The sequence below is a fragment of the Sphingosinicella sp. genome, from assembly GCF_041916975.1.
GTDB lineage: Bacteria > Pseudomonadota > Alphaproteobacteria > Sphingomonadales > Sphingomonadaceae > Sphingosinicella.
Map to the genome: position 1 here is coordinate 1,845,426 of NZ_JAYRYK010000001.1, position 17,715 is coordinate 1,863,140.

The 17,715-nt window shown below is 65.5% G+C and carries 16 protein-coding genes and 1 pseudogene; 8 read left to right on the plus strand and 9 right to left on the minus strand.

Annotated features, from left to right (window positions below):
* The first annotated feature begins 53 nt into the window (after positions 1 to 53).
* Genes ACE3TJ_RS08675 through ACE3TJ_RS08685 form a run of 3 tightly spaced genes read left to right on the plus strand, consistent with a single transcriptional unit; the run spans position 54 to position 3,708 of the window.
* Positions 54 to 1,757, plus strand: coding sequence for a CpaF family protein (locus tag ACE3TJ_RS08675; protein ID WP_374595714.1), 1,704 nt, complete (start codon positions 54 to 56; stop codon positions 1,755 to 1,757).
* Positions 1,754 to 2,728, plus strand: a complete 975-nt coding sequence (locus ACE3TJ_RS08680) for a type II secretion system F family protein (RefSeq protein WP_374595715.1) — start codon at positions 1,754 to 1,756, stop codon at positions 2,726 to 2,728. The genes ACE3TJ_RS08675 and ACE3TJ_RS08680 overlap by 4 nt, the downstream gene beginning before the upstream one ends.
* A complete protein-coding gene (locus ACE3TJ_RS08685) occupies positions 2,728 to 3,708 on the plus strand; it encodes a type II secretion system F family protein (RefSeq protein WP_374595716.1) in 981 nt (326 codons plus the stop codon). Before ACE3TJ_RS08680 ends, ACE3TJ_RS08685 begins: the two co-directional genes overlap by 1 nt.
* A gap of 4 nt (positions 3,709 to 3,712) precedes the next feature.
* Here ACE3TJ_RS08685 and ACE3TJ_RS08690 read toward each other — a convergent pair whose 3' ends face one another.
* A complete protein-coding gene (locus ACE3TJ_RS08690) occupies positions 3,713 to 4,933 on the minus strand; it encodes a CaiB/BaiF CoA transferase family protein (RefSeq protein ID WP_374595717.1) in 1,221 nt (406 codons plus the stop codon).
* Between the two features lie 74 nt (positions 4,934 to 5,007).
* Between ACE3TJ_RS08690 and ACE3TJ_RS08695 the strand changes: the two genes are divergently transcribed.
* Genes ACE3TJ_RS08695 through ACE3TJ_RS08705 form a run of 3 tightly spaced genes read left to right on the plus strand, consistent with a single transcriptional unit; the run spans position 5,008 to position 6,672 of the window.
* Entirely contained in the window at positions 5,008 to 5,631 is a 624-nt protein-coding gene (locus ACE3TJ_RS08695) for a hypothetical protein (protein ID WP_374595718.1), read from the plus strand.
* Positions 5,631 to 6,038: a hypothetical protein gene (locus tag ACE3TJ_RS08700; protein ID WP_374595719.1), complete on the plus strand. Its 408-nt coding sequence runs from the start codon at positions 5,631 to 5,633 to the stop codon at positions 6,036 to 6,038. Before ACE3TJ_RS08695 ends, ACE3TJ_RS08700 begins: the two co-directional genes overlap by 1 nt.
* A gap of 4 nt (positions 6,039 to 6,042) precedes the next feature.
* The gene (locus tag ACE3TJ_RS08705) at positions 6,043 to 6,672 is read left to right on the plus strand and encodes a glutathione S-transferase family protein (protein WP_374595720.1); all 630 of its coding nucleotides are present in this window, start codon (positions 6,043 to 6,045) and stop codon (positions 6,670 to 6,672) included.
* Here ACE3TJ_RS08705 and ACE3TJ_RS08710 read toward each other — a convergent pair whose 3' ends face one another.
* From ACE3TJ_RS08710 to ACE3TJ_RS08745, 8 genes and pseudogenes are all read right to left on the minus strand, one after another.
* The gene (locus ACE3TJ_RS08710; protein WP_374595721.1) at positions 6,673 to 7,167 is read right to left on the minus strand and encodes a DUF1254 domain-containing protein; all 495 of its coding nucleotides are present in this window, start codon (positions 7,165 to 7,167) and stop codon (positions 6,673 to 6,675) included.
* The gene (locus ACE3TJ_RS08715; RefSeq protein ID WP_374595722.1) at positions 7,164 to 7,739 is read right to left on the minus strand and encodes a DUF1214 domain-containing protein; all 576 of its coding nucleotides are present in this window, start codon (positions 7,737 to 7,739) and stop codon (positions 7,164 to 7,166) included. Before ACE3TJ_RS08715 ends, ACE3TJ_RS08710 begins: the two co-directional genes overlap by 4 nt.
* 40 nt (positions 7,740 to 7,779) lie before the next feature.
* Entirely contained in the window at positions 7,780 to 10,446 is a 2,667-nt protein-coding gene (ppdK, locus tag ACE3TJ_RS08720) for a pyruvate, phosphate dikinase (protein ID WP_374595723.1), read from the minus strand.
* Between the two features lie 49 nt (positions 10,447 to 10,495).
* Complete coding sequence (glyS, locus tag ACE3TJ_RS08725) at positions 10,496 to 12,505, minus strand: glycine--tRNA ligase subunit beta (RefSeq protein ID WP_374599352.1); 2,010 nt, start codon at positions 12,503 to 12,505, stop codon at positions 10,496 to 10,498.
* On the minus strand, positions 12,505 to 13,371 hold the full coding sequence (locus ACE3TJ_RS08730) for a glycine--tRNA ligase subunit alpha (protein WP_374599354.1): 867 nt from the start codon (positions 13,369 to 13,371) through the stop codon (positions 12,505 to 12,507). Before ACE3TJ_RS08730 ends, glyS begins: the two co-directional genes overlap by 1 nt.
* 690 nt (positions 13,372 to 14,061) lie before the next feature.
* Positions 14,062 to 15,162, minus strand: a pseudogene (locus ACE3TJ_RS08735) (recombinase family protein); the annotation flags it as partial.
* 93 nt (positions 15,163 to 15,255) lie between these two features.
* The gene (locus tag ACE3TJ_RS08740; protein WP_374595724.1) at positions 15,256 to 15,438 is read right to left on the minus strand and encodes a hypothetical protein; all 183 of its coding nucleotides are present in this window, start codon (positions 15,436 to 15,438) and stop codon (positions 15,256 to 15,258) included.
* Positions 15,425 to 15,658, minus strand: a complete 234-nt coding sequence (locus tag ACE3TJ_RS08745) for a helix-turn-helix transcriptional regulator (protein WP_374595725.1) — start codon at positions 15,656 to 15,658, stop codon at positions 15,425 to 15,427. The genes ACE3TJ_RS08740 and ACE3TJ_RS08745 overlap by 14 nt, the downstream gene beginning before the upstream one ends.
* A 470-nt stretch (positions 15,659 to 16,128) precedes the next feature.
* Between ACE3TJ_RS08745 and ACE3TJ_RS08750 the strand changes: the two genes are divergently transcribed.
* Complete coding sequence (locus ACE3TJ_RS08750; protein WP_374595726.1) at positions 16,129 to 16,530, plus strand: sigma-70 family RNA polymerase sigma factor; 402 nt, start codon at positions 16,129 to 16,131, stop codon at positions 16,528 to 16,530.
* A 72-nt stretch (positions 16,531 to 16,602) separates the two neighbouring features.
* A complete protein-coding gene (locus ACE3TJ_RS08755; RefSeq protein ID WP_374595727.1) occupies positions 16,603 to 17,526 on the plus strand; it encodes a HEPN domain-containing protein in 924 nt (307 codons plus the stop codon).
* Positions 17,527 to 17,715 lie beyond the last annotated feature (189 nt).

Genomic DNA, 17,715 nt, shown 5'->3' on the forward strand with positions numbered 1-17,715 from the left:
TGCTTCCCGGCCGGGTGAACCGGCCGGGCGCACGTGCGTAAACGGGGTAAGGTATGCAGCCCAAGGGGTTCGGAAAACGAAGCGGCGCAGGATTGCAGGTTGTTGGCGACGGTTTCGGACAGAATTCCGCCGCCAGCACCGGCAGGCGGCCGCTTGTTGCCGATTCCGGGGATTTCGGCCTTTCGAAGCCCGTTGAAACGCCGCGCGGGCGCAGCACCGAAAACTGCGTGTGGGAACTGCACGCGATCCTTTCGCCGCAGCTTTCCGAACTGTTTCCGCCTGCAAAGACGCGCACGCGCCGCCGTGGCGAACTCGCCGCGCAGATGGAAGACACCGTCAAGCGTCTTGCCGACATTCAGGGCATGGCAATTGACGACGGGCAGGTGCGCGATACTGTCACCGTTCTTCTCAACGAACTCATCAACCTCGTCGGAGGCCTGAAACCGTCGGGCAGCACGGATACGGCCGAGCGGACCGCACGTGCCGCGAGCGCGAGCACCCAGAGCGTGCTCGCAGCCAAGGAACGTGTCCATCCGATCCTGATGGAGCGGATCGACGCGAGCGTCATCGCAGACCTCTCGCGCGGCGAGCTTGCCGAGCAGATTTCCGACGTCATCTCCGAGATTCTCGTTCAGGAGAAGATCGGCCTCAACCAGCGCGAGCAGCGCGATCTCGTCACGCTGCTCCTCAACGACATGCTCGGCCTCGGGCCGCTCGAACCCCTGCTGAACGACGACGAAGTCAGCGAAATCATGGTGAACGGACCGAACGTTGTCTATGCTGAGCGCAAGGGCAAGCTCGCGCAGACCGAGGTCAAGTTCCGCGACGACGCACACCTGCTCAACATCGCGCAGCGCATCGTCAGTGCCGTCGGCCGCCGCGTTGACGAAACCTCGCCGATCTGCGACGCGCGCCTTCTCGACGGCAGCCGCGTCAACGTCGTGATCCCGCCGCTCGCCATCGACGGCACCTCGATCTCGATTCGTAAATTCTCGAAGATCAAGCTGACGCTCGACCGCATGATGGAAGGCGGATCGATGTCGCCGGCCATGTGCAAGTTCCTCAACATCGCCGGCCGCTGCCGTCTCAACATCCTGATCTCGGGCGGTACCGGCTCAGGCAAGACGACGATGCTGAACGCGATTTCGCGCAACATCGATCCGGGCGAGCGCATCGTCACCATCGAGGACGCGGCCGAGCTGCAATTGCAGCAGCCGCACGTCGTGCGTCTCGAAACACGCCCCGCGAACCTCGAAGGCAACGGCCAGGTCACGATGCGCGATCTCGTGAAGAACGCACTGCGTATGCGTCCCGATCGCATCATCCTCGGCGAGGTTCGCGGACCCGAGGCGTTCGATCTGCTCGCCGCCATGAACACGGGCCACGACGGCTCATTCGGCACACTGCACGCGAACCGCCCGCGCGAGGCGCTGACACGTCTTGAAAACATGATCAATATGGCCGGGCTCAATCTCAGCCCGAACGCCATCCGCCAGCAGATTTCCGACGCGCTCAATCTCGTCGTGCAGATCAGCCGTATGCGCGACGGCGGCCGCCGCATCACGCACATCTCGGAAGTGGTCGGCATGGAAGGCGACGTCATCACCATGCAGGACCTGTTTCTCTACCGCTACAACGGCGAGGACGAGACCGGAAAGCTGAAGGGCGAATACATCAGCACGGGCCTGCGCCCGAATTGCTACGAACGCGCGGAATACTTCGGCCTTGGCCGCGCCTTGATGGAGTGTATGGGATGAGCCGTGACCTGATGATCGCCGTGATCTTCGGCTGTGTCTTCGTGGCGCTGGCGCTGATCATTCTTATGACCGGCGACGGCAATGCGAAGCGCGGCGCGAAGCGGCTGGAGCAGCTCCGCGAGCGGCATTCCTCCTCTCGCGAAGTGCTTGCGCAGGTGCAGATGCGCCGCATCCTCGCCTCGCGCGAGAGCCGGCTCGACAACATGTTCCAGGGCCTGATCCCGAACCGCGCGCTGCTTCGCCAGCGGCTGGACCGCACCGGCAAATCCTGGTCGCTTGGGCAGTATGCGGTTGCGAGCCTCGGCATTCTCGCACTCACCTTCATCGCCATTTCAGGCGCGGGCGCGCCGATGGCGCTCGCAGCCCTCGCCGGGCTGTTCTTCGGCCTGTTCCTGCCGCACATGGTGGTCAGCTTCTTCATCAAGAAGCGTATCAAGAATTTCAACGACCGCTTCCCGGATGCGATCGATCTTCTCGTGCGCGGTCTCCGGTCCGGTCTGCCGATCTCCGAATCGATCGGTGTCGTCGGCAAGGAAATCCTGGACCCGGTTGGATACGAATTCCGCCAAGTCTCCGACAAGATCCGCATCGGCCGCACGATGGAGCAGGCACTTCAGGAAACGGCGAACCGCCTGACGACCCCCGAATTCCAGTTCTTCGTCATCACGCTGTCGATCCAGCGCGAGACCGGCGGCAACCTTGCAGAAACGCTGAACAATCTTGCCGAGGTGCTGCGCAAGCGCGCGCAGATGAAGCTGAAGATCCGGGCGATGTCGTCTGAATCGAAAGCCTCGGCCTACATCGTCGGTTCATTGCCGTTCATCGTGTTCACGTTGGTGTACATGATGAACCCCTCCTACCTTAATCCGTTCTTCACGGATCCGCGCCTGATGGTGGCGGGCGTCGGCGGTCTTATCTGGATGTCAATCGGCGCCTTTATCATGGCCAAGATGGTGAGCTTCGAAATCTGATGGAAGAGAAAACCCTCCTTCTCGGCATGACCGGGACCGATCTCGCCACGCTGCTCGCAGCGCTCGGTGTCTTCGCCATGATGGTTGCGATCTGGTCGGTGGCGACCGTCCGCGATCCGATGCGCGGCCGCGTGAAAGCGCTGCAGGACCGCCGCGAACAGCTGAAGGCGGGCATCGTCGCGCCGCGGCGGCGTTCCAGCCTTGCAGCGAAGACCGAAGCCACCGATTTCATGCGCGGCATCCTCAAGAAGATGTCGGTCATGCAGGACGAGCAGACGAAGCTCGCCGAAACGAAGCTCGTGCAGGCCGGCATTCGTTCCAAGGACGCGGTCGTGGTGTTCATGTTCGGCCGCCTGATCGCCCCGTTCGCGCTCGGCGCCATCGCCGCCTTCTACATCTACGGTCTCGGCATGTTCCCGGATTACGCCTCGTCGACGAAGGCGATGATCGTGGGCGGCGCGCTGCTGATCGGCTACAAGGCGCCCGACATTTATGTGAAGAACCTGATCACGAAGCGTTCGGACGCGATCCGCAAGGGCCTTCCTGATGCGCTCGATCTGCTCGTGATCTGCGCCGAGGCCGGCCTCACCGTCGATGCCGCGTTCAACCGCGTCGCGAAGGAACTCGGCAACGGCTATCCCGAACTCGCCGACGAATTCGCGCTCACCGCGATCGAACTCGGCTTCCTCACCGATCGCCGCCAGGCGTTCGAGAACCTCGCAAACCGCGTCGATCTCGAAGCGCTGCGCGGCGTCGTGACGACCATGATCCAGACCGAGAAATACGGTACGCCGCTCGCCTCCAGCTTGCGCGTGCTCTCGGCCGAATTCCGCAACGAGCGCATGATGCGCGCCGAGGAAAAGGCCGCACGGCTTCCGGCGATCATGACCGTGCCGCTCATCCTGTTCATTCTGCCGGTGCTGTTCGTCGTGATCCTCGGGCCGGCGGCCTGCGCGATCGCCGATAACTTCACGAGCTGAAGGTTCAGCGGCGGGCGTTCGTTTCGACGACCCCCGCCGCCACCAGCGCCGCAATCTCCGCATCGGAAAGCCCGGCGGCGCGCAGCACATCCGCACTGTCCGCACCGAGCTCCGGCGGCGCCTTCGCATAGTCGGGCGGGGTCTTCGAAAAGCGCATCGGCTGCGCCATCGTCCGCACCGTACCCGCAAGCGGGTGCGCTTGCTCGATGACGAGGCCCCGCGTCTTTGTCTGTTCCTCGGCAAAGGCCTGCGCGAGATCGTTGACCGGCCCGGCGGGAACCCCCGCCGCGTCGAGCGCGGCAAGCCAGTGCTCGGCAGGCTCTCGAACGAGCGCAGCCTCGATCTCCCCAACGAGCGCCTCGCGATTGGCGACGCGGCCCGGGGAAGACGCATAACGTTCGTCCGTGCCCCATTCGGGCCGCCCCAGCACCTTCGCGAACGCCCGGAACTGGCCGTTGTTGCCTACGGCAACCGCGATGCGGCGCGTCGCCGTGGGGAAATCCTGATAGGGCACGATATTGGGATGCGCGTTCCCCATCGGCCGCGGCACCTTGCCCGAGACGAGATAGTTCATCGCCTGGTTCGCCATCCAGCCGAGCGTCGTGTCGAACAGCGCCATGTCGATATGCTGGCCCTCGCCCGTCGCATCGCGGTGACGGATCGCAGCGAGGATCGCGATCGTCGCGTACAGTCCCGTCGTGATGTCGGCGATGGCGACTCCCGCCTTGGTCGGCTGGCCGCCGGCGGCGCCGGTGATGCTCATCAGTCCCGCCATCGCCTGGATGACGAAGTCGTAGCCGGGGCGTTCGGCATTCGGCCCGTCCTGCCCGAAGCCGGTGATCGAGCAATAGACGATGTCGGGCTTAAGGGCGGCGAGCCCCGCGTAGTCGAGCCCGTAGCGCGCGAGCCCGCCCGCCTTGAAGTTTTCGACGACCACGTCCGCGCTTTCCGCGAGCGTCCGGACGAGCGCCGCACCGCGCGGATCGGCGATGTCGATGGCGAGGCTCTTCTTGTTGCGGTTCGCCGCGAGGTAATAGGCGGCGTCGCCCTGCGTCCCGTCCGCGCCCGCGATGAACGGCGGTCCCCAGCTTCGTGTGTCGTCGCCCGCGCCGGGCCGCTCCACCTTCACCACCTCGGCACCGAGATCGGCGAGAATCTGTGTCGCCCATGGCCCCGCGAGCACGCGCGAGAGATCGAGAACCTTGAGCCCGGAAAGCGGTCCCATCGCGATTGTCTCCTTGGATTCGGCGGCGACCGCGCTATCAGTTTGGAAGAGCGACGCCAAGCAAGGACAGGATCATGGCTATCGACATCACCGCGCTGCTGACATTCGGCCTGCCCGGCCTTGTCATCGGGCTCGCGCTCGGCTGGGCACTGTTCCGCGGCACGGCGAAGCTGGAACTGCTGCAGGCCGAACACGATCAGACCGCATCGCGGCTCGCAAGCGCCGGCGCGGAGATCGCGCGGCTGGAAAAGGATCTGGCATCCGCCCGCGATCAGGTGAAGCCGCTTGCCGACGAGGTTGATCGGCTGCGCCGCGAGAAGGCCGCGCGCAAGGCCGAAAGCGCAGGTGCCCCGCCGCCCGCCGACAGTGCACCGAGCGCGGCACCGCTCCCCGGAATCGGCTGGAAACCGGGCCGCAAGCTGCCCACCTTCCTCGAAGCGCCGATCGGCCCGACCGACGATCTCTCGCTCCTGAAAGGTGTCGGACCGCGCCTCGCTGCGCGGCTTCGCGAGATTGGAATTTTCTATTTCGCGCAGATCGCGGACTGGAGCCCCGAAGAGGTGAAGCTCGTCGATGCGAAACTCGACAACTTCCGCGGCCGCATCGAAAAGGACCACCTGATCGAGCAGGCGAAGCTGCTCGCGAGCGGCCGTCTCACCGAATACGAAGCCCGTTTCGGCAAGCTCGGCAGCGACTGATGCGCACCGCTCTCATAGCATTTCTCACCACCCTCGCCGCGTGCGGCAGCGCGCCTGAATCCGCGCCCGCGGAAAAGGCGGTCGCGGCAACGGAAGCGCCGCAGGCCCCGGCCGAGCCCACCGTGCAGTTGCCACCGCCGCCGCGCTACGTGGGTCGCTGGGCGGAAACCGCCGATCAGTGCACCGAGGGCTGGTGGCGTTTCTGGAACGATGAACTGCTCACCAAGGCCAGCCTGCGCTGCGACATTCTTCCGCCCGACGCGGCGAGCACAGACGAGAAGCGCCGCATGGTCTGCCAGTCGCAAGGCAAGTGGTCGCGCGAGGAATGGGCCCTCGCCTATCCGGCAGTAGACACGATGACCGTGTCGCGCGATGGCGGCGCTCCGATCACCCTCAAAAAATGCTGATCGCATGAAGCTGTGGCACTGCGCGGGCGCGCGTTCCTTCCGGCCGCTCTGGTGCCTGGAGGAGATGGGGCTTGCCTACGACCTCCGCCTGATGGCGTTCCCACCGCGCTTCACCGAGCCCGATTACCTCGAACTCAACCCCTTCGGCACCGTGCCGACCTTCACCGACGGCGATACGCTGATGACCGAGTCCACCGGCATCTGCCACTATCTCGCGGAGCGCTACGGCCCCACGTCGCTCGCGGTGCGGCCGGATGAGCCCGGTTACGGCCGCTATCTCAACTGGCTCTACCAGTCCGACGCGACGCTCACCTTTCCGCAGACGCTCGTGCTCCGCTACGGCGTGTTCGAGCCCGAAGAGCGCCGGTTGCCACAGGCCGTGGAGGACTACACGCGCTGGTTCTTCTCGCGCCTCAAGGGCACCGCGAAGCTGCTGGGCGACAGCGACTACGTTGCCGCCGAGCGCTTCACGATCGCCGACATCGGCTTCGCCTATGCGCTGCGGCTTGCCGACATCCTGAAGCTCGGCGCCTTCCCCGAAAACGTCGCGGCCTACTGGGCGCGGATGCAGGCGCGGGACGGCTATCAGCGCGCGATCGCGAAGGAAGCCGGCGCGGCGCTCTTCATTTCCTGATTACGCGGGCGCGCAGGTGCTGCGGCGGCGGAGCCCATCGATGCTCGCGAGGTCTTGCGCGTCGGTGACGAGGATGCGGATGAGGGCGATGCCCTTGCCGCCGGGGACGGCGAGCGAGCCGCCTGCGCCGTCTCTCGAAAGCGTGAGCGCGTAGCGATCCGATACGGCGCGGTCGTTTATCGAGAAGATGTTGTCGGTGTTCGCATCGAAGACCGAGAGCGACCAGTAGCGCCGTGGCGGCACGAATGCGTCGATTTTGACCGGCCCCATCGAGAGATCGAACACGCAGATGCTGTAGGCGAGATCAGGGCTGGGGCGGACGATCCAGCGGTTCTCCGCGGTCGGCAGCCCCTGGTGCCGCATCACGTTGATGCCGCCCGTACCGAGCTTCTCCATCGCCTTCGCCATGATGACATGCGGTGTCGCCCAGAGCGCCCCCACGTACGTGACCACGGCAACGAGCGCGGCAAGCAGGGTGGGGCCGAGCCACCTCATGCGCACGAGACCTTCTCGATGCTCGGCAGGTGCGCGCGGTCCGGGCGGCCGATGATCGCGGGATCGGGATTATAGGCGCGCAGCGTGAGGGCGAAGTGCGCCTGCCCGCCCGTCGGCAGCCAGCCCTCCCCTTCGCCCGACGGCGCGACATCGAAGGCAAACGCGCCCTCACCCGTGCGCGGCACATTCCGGATGTGAAAGCTGAACCGCTGCGCGGGGTTCGCGACGAGAAAATGGTCCGCACCGTAGAGCGTGATACTCCACCAGCGCGCCTTCGGGTCCGCGCCGCTCACGCGGTAATGGCACCGCCCGTCAAGCGGCGCGCCGGCGCTGTCTTCCTCCGCGTTGAAATAGATCGCTTCCTTCGCGGAAAGCGCGAGCAACCCCGCGATGGCGACGGTCGCGCGCGTGCGGAGGTCCGCATCGGCAGAGCCGGTGACCGCGGACGTGACCCACGGTCCCGATTTCGCGGACCCGGCGCCGAGCCCCCCACGCACGGAGAGCCAAGCGCCGCCGGACCCGATCCCGATGCCCGCGATAACCGCCAGCAGCCATTTGCCCCACCGCTTCATGCCGCGAAGCATGACATGCGGCGGGGCGATGCCAACTCGCTTATTTGCTGGCCCGAAGCGCCGCCTGCGCCGCCGCGAGGCGCGCGATCGGCACGCGATAGGGCGAGCAGCTCACGTAATCGAGCCCGGTCTTTTCGCAGAACGCGATCGAGGCTGGGTCACCGCCATGCTCGCCGCAGATGCCGAGCTTGAGGCCGTCGCGTGCCGCGCGGCCACGCTCGGCCGCCATGCTCACGAGCTGGCCGACGCCATCCACGTCGATGCTGACGAACGGGTCCTTCGGCAGCACGCCCTTGTCGACATAGGCCGAAAGGAACTTGCCCGCGTCGTCGCGGCTGATGCCGAGCGTCGTCTGCGTGAGGTCGTTGGTGCCGAACGAGAAGAATTCGGCTTGCCCCGCGATCTCGCCCGCCATCAGCGCCGCACGCGGCAGCTCGATCATCGTGCCGACGAGATAATCGAGCCGCTTGCCGCTCGCCGCGAACACGGCCTCGGCAGCCTTGTCGACAACGGCCTTCATCAGCTCGAACTCGCGCGTCGTCATCACGAGCGGAATCATGATTTCCGGCACCACCGCTTCGCCCGTCTCGTCGGCGACGGCGAGCGCCGCCTCGATGATGGCGCGCGCCTGCATCTCATAGATCTCGGGGTAGGTGATACCGAGGCGGCAACCGCGATGGCCGAGCATCGGGTTGAACTCGTGCAGCTCGCCCACGCGCCGCTTCAGCACGTCGATCGAGACACCGGAAGCCTGCGCGACCTCCTGATAATCCTCCTCGCGGTGCGGCAGGAACTCGTGGAGCGGCGGATCGAGCAGACGGATCGTGACCGGCAGGCCGGACATGATGCGGAAGATTTCCACGAAATCGCTGCGCTGTTCGGGGAGCAGGCGTTCAAGCGCGGCGCGGCGGCCCTTTTCGTTTTCCGACAGGATCATCTGGCGCACCGCCGTGATGCGCGCGGGATCGAAGAACATGTGCTCGGTGCGGCAAAGTCCGATGCCCTCCGCGCCGAACTCGCGCGCCACGGCGCAGTCCGCCGGGGTTTCGGCGTTGGTGCGCACCTTCATGCGGCGGCCTTTGTCCGCCCACACCATCAGCGTGCCGAAATCACCCGCGAGCTGCGGCTGGATGGTGGCGACCTTGCCCGCCATCACCTCGCCGGTGCCGCCATCGATGGTGAGCGTGTCGCCTTCGTTGAAGCTGCGCCCACCGATGCGCATCACGCGCTCTTCCATGTTGATGCTGAGCGAGCCCGCGCCGGAAACGCAGGGCCGGCCCATGCCGCGCGCGACCACAGCCGCGTGGCTGGTCATGCCGCCGCGCGCCGTCAGAATCCCGCGCGCCGCGTGCATCCCGTGAATATCCTCAGGCGACGTCTCGACGCGCACGAGGATCACGTCCTCGCCGAGAGCGGCGAGCCGCTCCGCCTCGTCGGCATCGAACGCGATGATACCGGAAGCCGCGCCGGGGCTCGCCGGAAGACCCGTCGTCACCACGTCGCGTACCGCGGCGGGGTCGAGCGTCGGGTGCAGAAGCTGATCGAGCGCGCCCGGCTCGACGCGAAGGATCGCCTCTTCCTGCGTGATGAGGCCCTCTTCGGCCATGTCGACCGCGATCTTCAGCGCCGCCTTCGCGGTGCGCTTGCCGCTCCGCGTCTGCAGCATCCACAGCTTGCCGCGCTCCACGGTGAACTCGATGTCCTGCATGTCGCGGTAGTGCGTTTCGAGGAGATCGAAGACGCGCGCGAGCTCGGTGTATGTCTCCGGCATCGCCTCTTCCATCGAGGCCGCCGTCGCGCCCGCCGCTTCACGCGCGGCTTTCGTCAGGTACTGCGGCGTGCGGATGCCCGCGACGACATCCTCGCCCTGCGCGTTGATCAGGTACTCGCCGTAGTAGGCGCGCGTGCCGATCGCCGGATCGCGCGTGAAGGCGACGCCCGTTGCCGAGGTGTCGCCCATGTTGCCGAACACCATCGCCTGCACGTTCACCGCCGTGCCCCAATCGGCCGGGATATCGTTCAAGCGCCTGTAAACCTTGGCACGCTCGGATTGCCACGAGCCGAACACTGCCGCGATCGCGCCCCACAGCTGGTCCATCGGGTCCTGCGGGAACGGGCGACCGAGCGCCTCCTCCACCTTCGCCTTGTAGGTGCCGACAAGCCGCTGCCAGTCCTCGGCGCCGAGGTCGGTGTCGAGGTTGACGCCCTTATCCTCCTTGGCGATCTCCAGCGCGTCTTCGAAAATGTAGTGATCGATGCCGAGCACCACGTCCGAATACATCTGGATGAAGCGGCGGTAGCTGTCCCACGCGAAGCGCGCGTCGCCCGACGAGGCGGCGAGGCCTTCCACGGTCATGTCGTTGAGCCCGAGGTTTAGCACCGTATCCATCATGCCCGGCATCGAAACGCGCGCGCCCGAGCGGACCGAGACGAGCAGCGGATCGCCGCTATCCCCGAAGCGCTTGCCGGTGATGCCCTCGATATGCGCGAGGCCCTTCGCGACCTGTTCGCGCAGCGAATCCGGAAAGCTCTCGCCCGCCTCGTAATAATGCGTGCACATCGGCGTGGAGATGGTGAAGCCCGGCGGCACCGGCAGGCCGATCGAGGCCATGCCATCCAGATTTGCGCCTTTGCCGCCCAGCAGGTTCTTGTCGCCCTTTCCGCCATCGGAAACGCCGCCGCCGAACCTGTAAACCCACTGCGTCATGTCGCTCGCTTCCTTCAGTTTTTTTCGTCAGCGGATGAACTGCCCGCCGCTACCCCTCAATCCTTGAGAAATCGGCAACGCGGTGCACCGCATCGCGCACGCGCACCAGCAGCGCCAGCCGGAACGCCCGCTTTTCGGGATCGCTGTCGTTGACGGTCACGTCCTCGAAAAACCCGTCGATCGGCGCGCGAAGCGACGCCAGCGCGGCCATCGCCCCCTCGAAATCCTCCACCGCGACGGCCGTTTCAGCCTTCGGCGCAGCCGCGCCGAGCGCGGCGATGAGCGCGGCCTCGGCAGGCTCAGGTGTGTACGCTGGGGCATCCGGCGCAGAAGGAAGCTCGCCCTTCTTCGCCTCGGCCTTCAGGATATTCGCCGCACGCTTGTAGCCTGCAAGCAGGTTCGCGCCGTCGTCCGTCCCGATGAACGCCTGCAATGCCTTCACGCGCGCGAGCAGGCGGACGAGATCGTCCTCCCCGCCGAGCGCGAACACCGCATCGATCAGGTCATGGCGGACCCCCGCCTCGCGCTGCTGGACCTTGAGGCGGTCTGCGAAGAAGTCGAGAAGCACGGGCGGAATGGCGTAGCGCAATCCGTTGTCGGTCAGCAGCCGAATGACACCGAACGCCGAACGGCGAAGCGCGAAGGGGTCTTTCGAGCCGGTCGGTGTTTCGCCAATGCCGAAGAACTGCTGCAAACTGTCCAGCTTGTCCGCAAGGGCAACAGCCACCGTTACTGGCGTGGTCGGCACATCATCGCCCTGCCCAACGGGCTTGTAATGGTCGCGGATCGCGTCGGCGACTTGCGGGTCCAACCCCTCGGCACGGGCGTAGTAACCACCCATCAAACCCTGCAACTCAGGGAACTCGCCGACCATGCCGGTCGTGAGGTCGGCCTTGCAGAGCCGCGCCGCCTGTTCGGCGAGGTCTGCATCCGCACCTTTGACGATGCCTTCTTCGACCAGCCAGCGCGCGAGCTTCGCTACGCGCTCCACCTTGTCCGCAACCGTGCCGAGCTTTTCGTGGAACACAATCTCGGAAAGCTTCTCCGCGTGGCTTTCCAGCGTCTTCTTCTTGTCCTGCTCCCAGAAGAAGCGCGCGTCTGAAAGCCGCGCTGCAAGCACCTTCTGGTTGCCTGCGACGATCGATGCGCCGGCGTCGCTCGCGACGATGTTCGCGGTGCAGACGAACGCCGGGGCGAGCTTGCCCGCCTTGTCGCGGCAGACGAAATACTTCTGGTTCTTGGCGGCGGTGAGCTGGATCACTTCGGGCGGCACGTCGAGGAACGCCGGGTCGAAGCGGCCGAGCAGCGGCACCGGCCATTCGGTGAGGCCGGCGTTTTCCTCGGCGAGCGCCGCGTCCACTACCAGGGTAAGCCCCGCGTCCGCCGCAAGGCGCTCGGCGGTGTCCGCGATGATGCCCGCACGCTCTTCCGACGACACGATCACGTGCGCGGCGCGCAGCTTCGGCGCATAATCGTCCGCGCCCGCGATCTCGATGAGGCCGGAGGACATGAACCGGTGGCCGAGCGTCGTGCGTCCCGATGCGACTCCCGCGATCTCGAACGGCACCACCTCGCCGCCCAGAAGCGCGACGATGCCCTTCAGCGGCCGCACCCAGCGCAGCGATTCGGTGGAAAGGCTCGCCTCGCCCCAGCGCATCGATTTCGGCCACGGGAAGGCGCGCACCACGGCGGGGACGGCCTCGGCGAGCACGTCCGCCGTCTTGCGGCCGGGCTTGCTGATGACGGCGAAGAACACGCCGTCGCGCTCTTCAAGCTGATCCTGCGTCAGGCCGGTCTTGCGGAGGAAGCCTTCGAGCGCCTGCGGCGGCGCGGAGGTGCGCGGGCCTTTCAGCTCTTCGGAAACCGCTTCGGTCTCGGCGGGGAGGCCGCGCGCGATGAGCGCGAGGCGGCGCGGCGTCACGAACGTCTCGACGGCGTTCGCCTTCAGCCCCGCGCCCGCGATTTCAGCGGCGAGCAGGCGCGCGAGGTCCGCGGCGGCCTGCCGCTGCATCCGCGCCGGGATTTCCTCGCTGAAGAGTTCGAGCAGGAAGTCGGCCATCATGCCGTCTCCAGCCAGTTGTTGACCTTCATCCAGCTTTCGCACGCCCCCTTCGCAAGGTCGCGCACGCGGCCGATGTAGGCCTGACGCTCGGCGACCGAGATCACGCCGCGTGCATTCAGAAGGTTGAAGATGTGGCTCGCCTTGATCGCCTGTTCATAGGCGGGGAGCGGCAGATCATTATCGAGCAGCGTCCTGCACATGGCCTGCGCGTCCTTGAACTGGCGCAGCAGCGCCTCCGTATCCGCATGTTCGAAGTTGTAGGCGCTCTGCTGCTGTTCGTTCGCGAGGAACACATCGCCGTAGGTCACGCCGCGCCCGTTGAAATCCAGGTCGTAGACGTTGTCGACGCCCTGAATGTACATGGCGAGGCGTTCGAGCCCGTAGGTGATCTCGCCCGCCACCGGCTTGCAGTCATAACCGCCGACCTGCTGGAAATAGGTGAACTGCGTCACCTCCATACCGTCGCACCAGACCTCCCAGCCGAGGCCCCAAGCGCCGAGCGTCGGGCTCTCCCAGTCGTCTTCCACGAAGCGGATGTCGTGCTTGGCGAGGTCGACGCCGATCTCGCGCAAACTATCGAGGTATGCCTCCTGAATGTCGGGCGGGCTCGGCTTCAGGATCACCTGAAACTGGTAATAATGCTGCAGCCGGTTCGGATTCTCGCCGTAGCGCCCATCGGTGGGCCGGCGCGAGGGCTGCACATAAGCGGCGTTCCACGGCTTCGGCCCCAGCGCGCGCAGCGTCGTCGCCGGGTGGAAGGTGCCCGCACCCATTTCCATGTCGTAGGGCTGCAGGATCACGCAGCCCCGGTCACCCCAGAAACGCTGAAGCGTAAGGATGATTTCCTGAAAACTGAGTGCCACGCGCGTCCGCCCTTCGCAGGTGCAAAAAAGTCGGGTCGCGTCTAACGGCCGCGGGCCGTCCCCGCAAGCGCGCGGTGGCTCAGAGGAGGGTCGCAAAGCCCGAAAGGTGCCGCCGTTTCGCTCAGGCCGGAGCGAAAATGGTGGATTTCGAGAACCCGATACCGCCTTCTGCGTAACATGGCGAGGCCTCGCGCCGCCCGGTCCATCGTCGCCGACGAAGTCGAGGATGCCCATGAGCTCACCGTGAAGCGCGGCATGGACCTCGCCGCGCTTGTCACCGGGGAACAGCACGATCTTGCCGACAAGCGACCGGATATCGGCCGCAGCCTCGGCGCGCGTGGCAGGGTCTTCAAGCGTTTCGACGAGTCGCTCGACCTTGCGCCGGTAAACGTCGGCAATGCCGGGATGGATGTCGGGCACGCTGGCGGGCGCCTCTGACAGCTTTTCATTGAGACTGGCCTTCTGCCGCTCAAGCTCGGCCATCCGCGCCTTCATGGCAGGCTGGTACATGCCGTCCTCGATCGCCGCCATGAGCCCGGCAATGGCCCGCTCGACCTTGCCGAGCGCCTGCCGGTCAGCCTCGGCCTGTGCCCGGCGCTCGCGATTCGCATCGTTGATCTGCTGTGCGTAGGCTTTGACGGCGGCCTCGACCTTCTCCGGCGAGACGAGCCGGTCGCGGATACCGGCAAGCGCGCGTTCCTCAAGATGCGGGCGTCGGATCGAGCGCGGGTTGGTGCAGGTGCCGTGCCGGTTGCGATTGATGCAGCCGTAGCGGTCCTTGACCACGATGCCGTAGACGCCGCCGCACACGCCGCACTCCAGAAGACCGGAGAGCAGATGCACAGGGCGGCGGAGTTCATTGAACTTCCGCGCGCGCGCCGCAACCATCCCCGCCGTCGCCGCCTCGAACCGCTGCGTCAGGACCGCTTGCTGCGCGCGCACCGCCTGCCACAGCGCATCGTCAACAATGCGGAGGTGCGGAACTTCGACCTCGACCCACTCTGCTTCGGGGTTGAGCCGGGCCACCTTCCGGCCCGTGGCCGGGTCCTTGAGGTAGCGCTTCCGGTTCCACGACAGGACGCCGGCATAAAGCGCATTGTTGAGGATGCCGGTACCGCAGCTGGCGTGACCGCGGATTGTCGTGTCGCGCCATGTCCTGCCGCCCGGACCAGGAATGCCCTCGGCATTGAGATCGCGCGCAATCGCGCGCGGGCTCGTCCCGCAGGCGAACGCCTTGAAGATACGGCGTACCACCTCGGCCTCAGCCGGATCGATGGTCCGCTCGCCGCGCACGAGCCCACCCTCTGCCGTCAGGCGGCGCACGATCCTGTAGCCGTAAGCGGCACGGCTCGCGGACAGTCCCTTCTCGATGCGCCCGCGCAGGCCGCGATGCGTCTTCTTTGCAAGGTCCTTGAGGAACAGCGCGTTCATCGTGCCCTTGAGCCCGACATGAAGCTCACTGATCTCGCCTTCGGCGAGCGTGACGAGGGTCACGCCTGCGAACTGCAGGCGCTTGTAGAGCGTCGCGACATCGGCCTGATCGCGCGACACGCGGTCGAGCGCCTCGGCGAGGACGACATCGAACGCACCGCGTTCGGCGTCTCGCAGGAGCTGTCGGATGCCGGGGCGCAGCGTGACGCTGGCGCCGGAGATGGCGGCATCCTCATAGGCCTGTACCTCTGTCCAGCCTTCGCGGCCCGCGCGTTCGCGGCAGATGCGAAGCTGGTCCTCGATTGAGGCCGCGCTCTGCTGGTCGGAGGAATAGCGTGCATAGAGGGCAACGCGGGTCATGCGTCATCACCTTCGGAAAAGAATGAGGCCCGGGCCGGGAGACGCCGTCGCAAGGGGACGGGGACATATGATTGGCGGGCCGCTGCGTGCATCCTACTTGCTGTTACCGTCATTGTCATTGGCGGCCTTGCGGGCGCGGAGATGCTCACGGGCGATATGACGCCCGATCGCCTCGGCGATGCGCGTGAGCGCGGCGTCAACACCGGCAGGGTCGAGAGAAACGGCATTGTCGTTCGCCACGGCAGGCGCTGGTCCCGGCGCGTCATCCCCGGCCATGGCCGGCACCGCAGATATCCTCATTGTCGTTCCCCGCCTCGTAGAACATGGGGTTCTTCATCCATGCGTTGACGGCGGACTCGCGCCAGCCGGTACAGCGCGTGGCGATGCGGACCTGCTTCGGGAAGCTGCCTGCCTGCATCTTCCGGTAGAGCGTCGAGCGACTGAGCCCGGTGCGGTCGAGGACGGCGTGCAAACGTAAGATACGGTCGTGGGACATGGCTGGTCTTCCCAAAAGTGGTTGTCAGCATCCCCTACGCCGCCCACGATGTCGCAAGCTTGGGCGTCGTCAAGAGTGCCGGAAACGGTGCCAGCTCAGCGCAAACAGCCTGGGGGACGGCTTGGGACGTCACCGAACGTCAGCGCACGTCCGTTCGCCGCCAAAGATTTTTTTGCAGCGGAGCGCAGCGATACGGGTCTAACGTCCCATTATGTCTCGTGCGCCTGGTCAGCGCGCGAATCAGGCACCAGGCTTCTGCCCGGCGGCGTGTTTGACCCGTCTGTTCCGGTCGGGAGCGGGCGTCACGGGGCTTAGGCGGACCGCGCCGGCCTGCAACCTGCCTGCGGCAGGTCTTCCACATGCGTTCCAGCCCGTCGGGTGCAGGCCGTCTCATGCGGCCCGCCTGATCCCGTTCCTGCCGCCCGCCCCCGCCCTCCGGCCGGGGCCGCGGCTTTGGCAGGAGAAGGATGATGAACGGCAAATCTGTACCTCAACCCGGCGTGCCGCTGGAGCGCGATCGTCACGCGGTGATGCGGGCATGGCTCAGGAAACTGCCCGAACGGACGCTGCTGGTGTTCATAGCCCACAGGGTCGAAGGCCAGTCTTACGCCGAGATCGCTAAGGACATGCGCATCGGTGAATGGCGCGTACGCTGGCACATGCGCAGGGCCATCCGGCACATACTTAAGATCGGAAAGCCCTACCGGGAGGCGTTCGCGGCACTTGATCCTATAACGCAGCAGGTCATGGAGCTCGCCTGGGACGGGCTCCTCAACGACCGCATCGCGCAACGGCTCGGCCTCACCACCCAAGAGGTGGAAAACCGCATGGCGGCGGCGCTGGTGGCGCTGCATAAGGCCGCAACCCTCTGATCAGGGGGTTGTGATCCTAGCGCCCTGTTCTTGCAGTGCAAAGTCATGCCTCAGTTGCTAGGAAGGTCTCATATGCGCACCGACCTCGATCATCTGCCACCAGCCAAGCAGCGCGAGCTTGAGCGCGTGCTGGAGGTGCTGTTCGCGGGGTTCGAGGAAGCGACTGCACTTGCCACGCAGGCGTGGAAGAAGAAGGGCCGCATCCTCAAGGTCGTGCTCTACGGCAGCTATGCGCGCGGCGGCTGGGTCGACGAGCCGCACACCGCCAAGGGCTACAAGTCCGACTTCGACCTGCTCGTCGTCGTCAACGACAAGCGGCTCACCGACCGCATCCCGTACTGGGAGAAGGCCGAGGACCAGCTGATGCGCGAGTACGGCATCACCAAGACGCTGAAGACCCCGGTCAACTTCATCGTGCACACGCTGCAGGAGGTGAACGACGGGCTTGCGCATGGCCGGTACTTCTTCATGGACGTCGCCAAGGACGGCATCGCGCTCTACCAGAGCGATGACACGCCGTTCCATACGCCGAAGCCCAAGACGCCTAAACAGGCGCTCACCATGGCCAAGGAGTACTTCGACGAATGGCTTCCCAGTGCCCAGGATTTTTACGGTAGTGCCACCGATGCCGTAGCGAAGGGCAAGGGCAAGTTAGCCGCTTTTCTGTTCCACCAAGCCACCGAACGCCTCTACCATTGCGTCCTTCTGGTCTGCACCTTCTATACTCCGCACGTCCACAATTTGGGCTTCCTTCGCACGCAGGCGGAGCGTCTGGACCGGCGCCTTTTCCATGTCTGGCCCCGTGATACGAAGAAGGAACGCGCCCTGTTCGAGAAGCTGAAGGAGGCCTATGTGAAGGCCCGCTACTCGAAGCACTACCGCATCAGCGCCGAGGAACTGGAGTGGCTTGGCGCGCAGGTCGAAGAGCTTGGCCGCGTCGTCCATGCCGTCTGCAGCGAGCGGATTGCTGAGCTCGAAGCCGCCGCAAAAGTTTGAGAAAAGCACCGTCTTTGAGCTACACACCTTGACCGGGTTCAGGTTAACTTGTCAGCTCACCTGGACACCACTGGTATGGCATAAATCGTTATATGAAGGCTTTGTCCGAAATACAGAAGCGGGTACTTGTTTCGCTTATCGAGGGAGCCGGCACAACGCAGCGGTTCGGTCGATGGCCTCGTATTACAG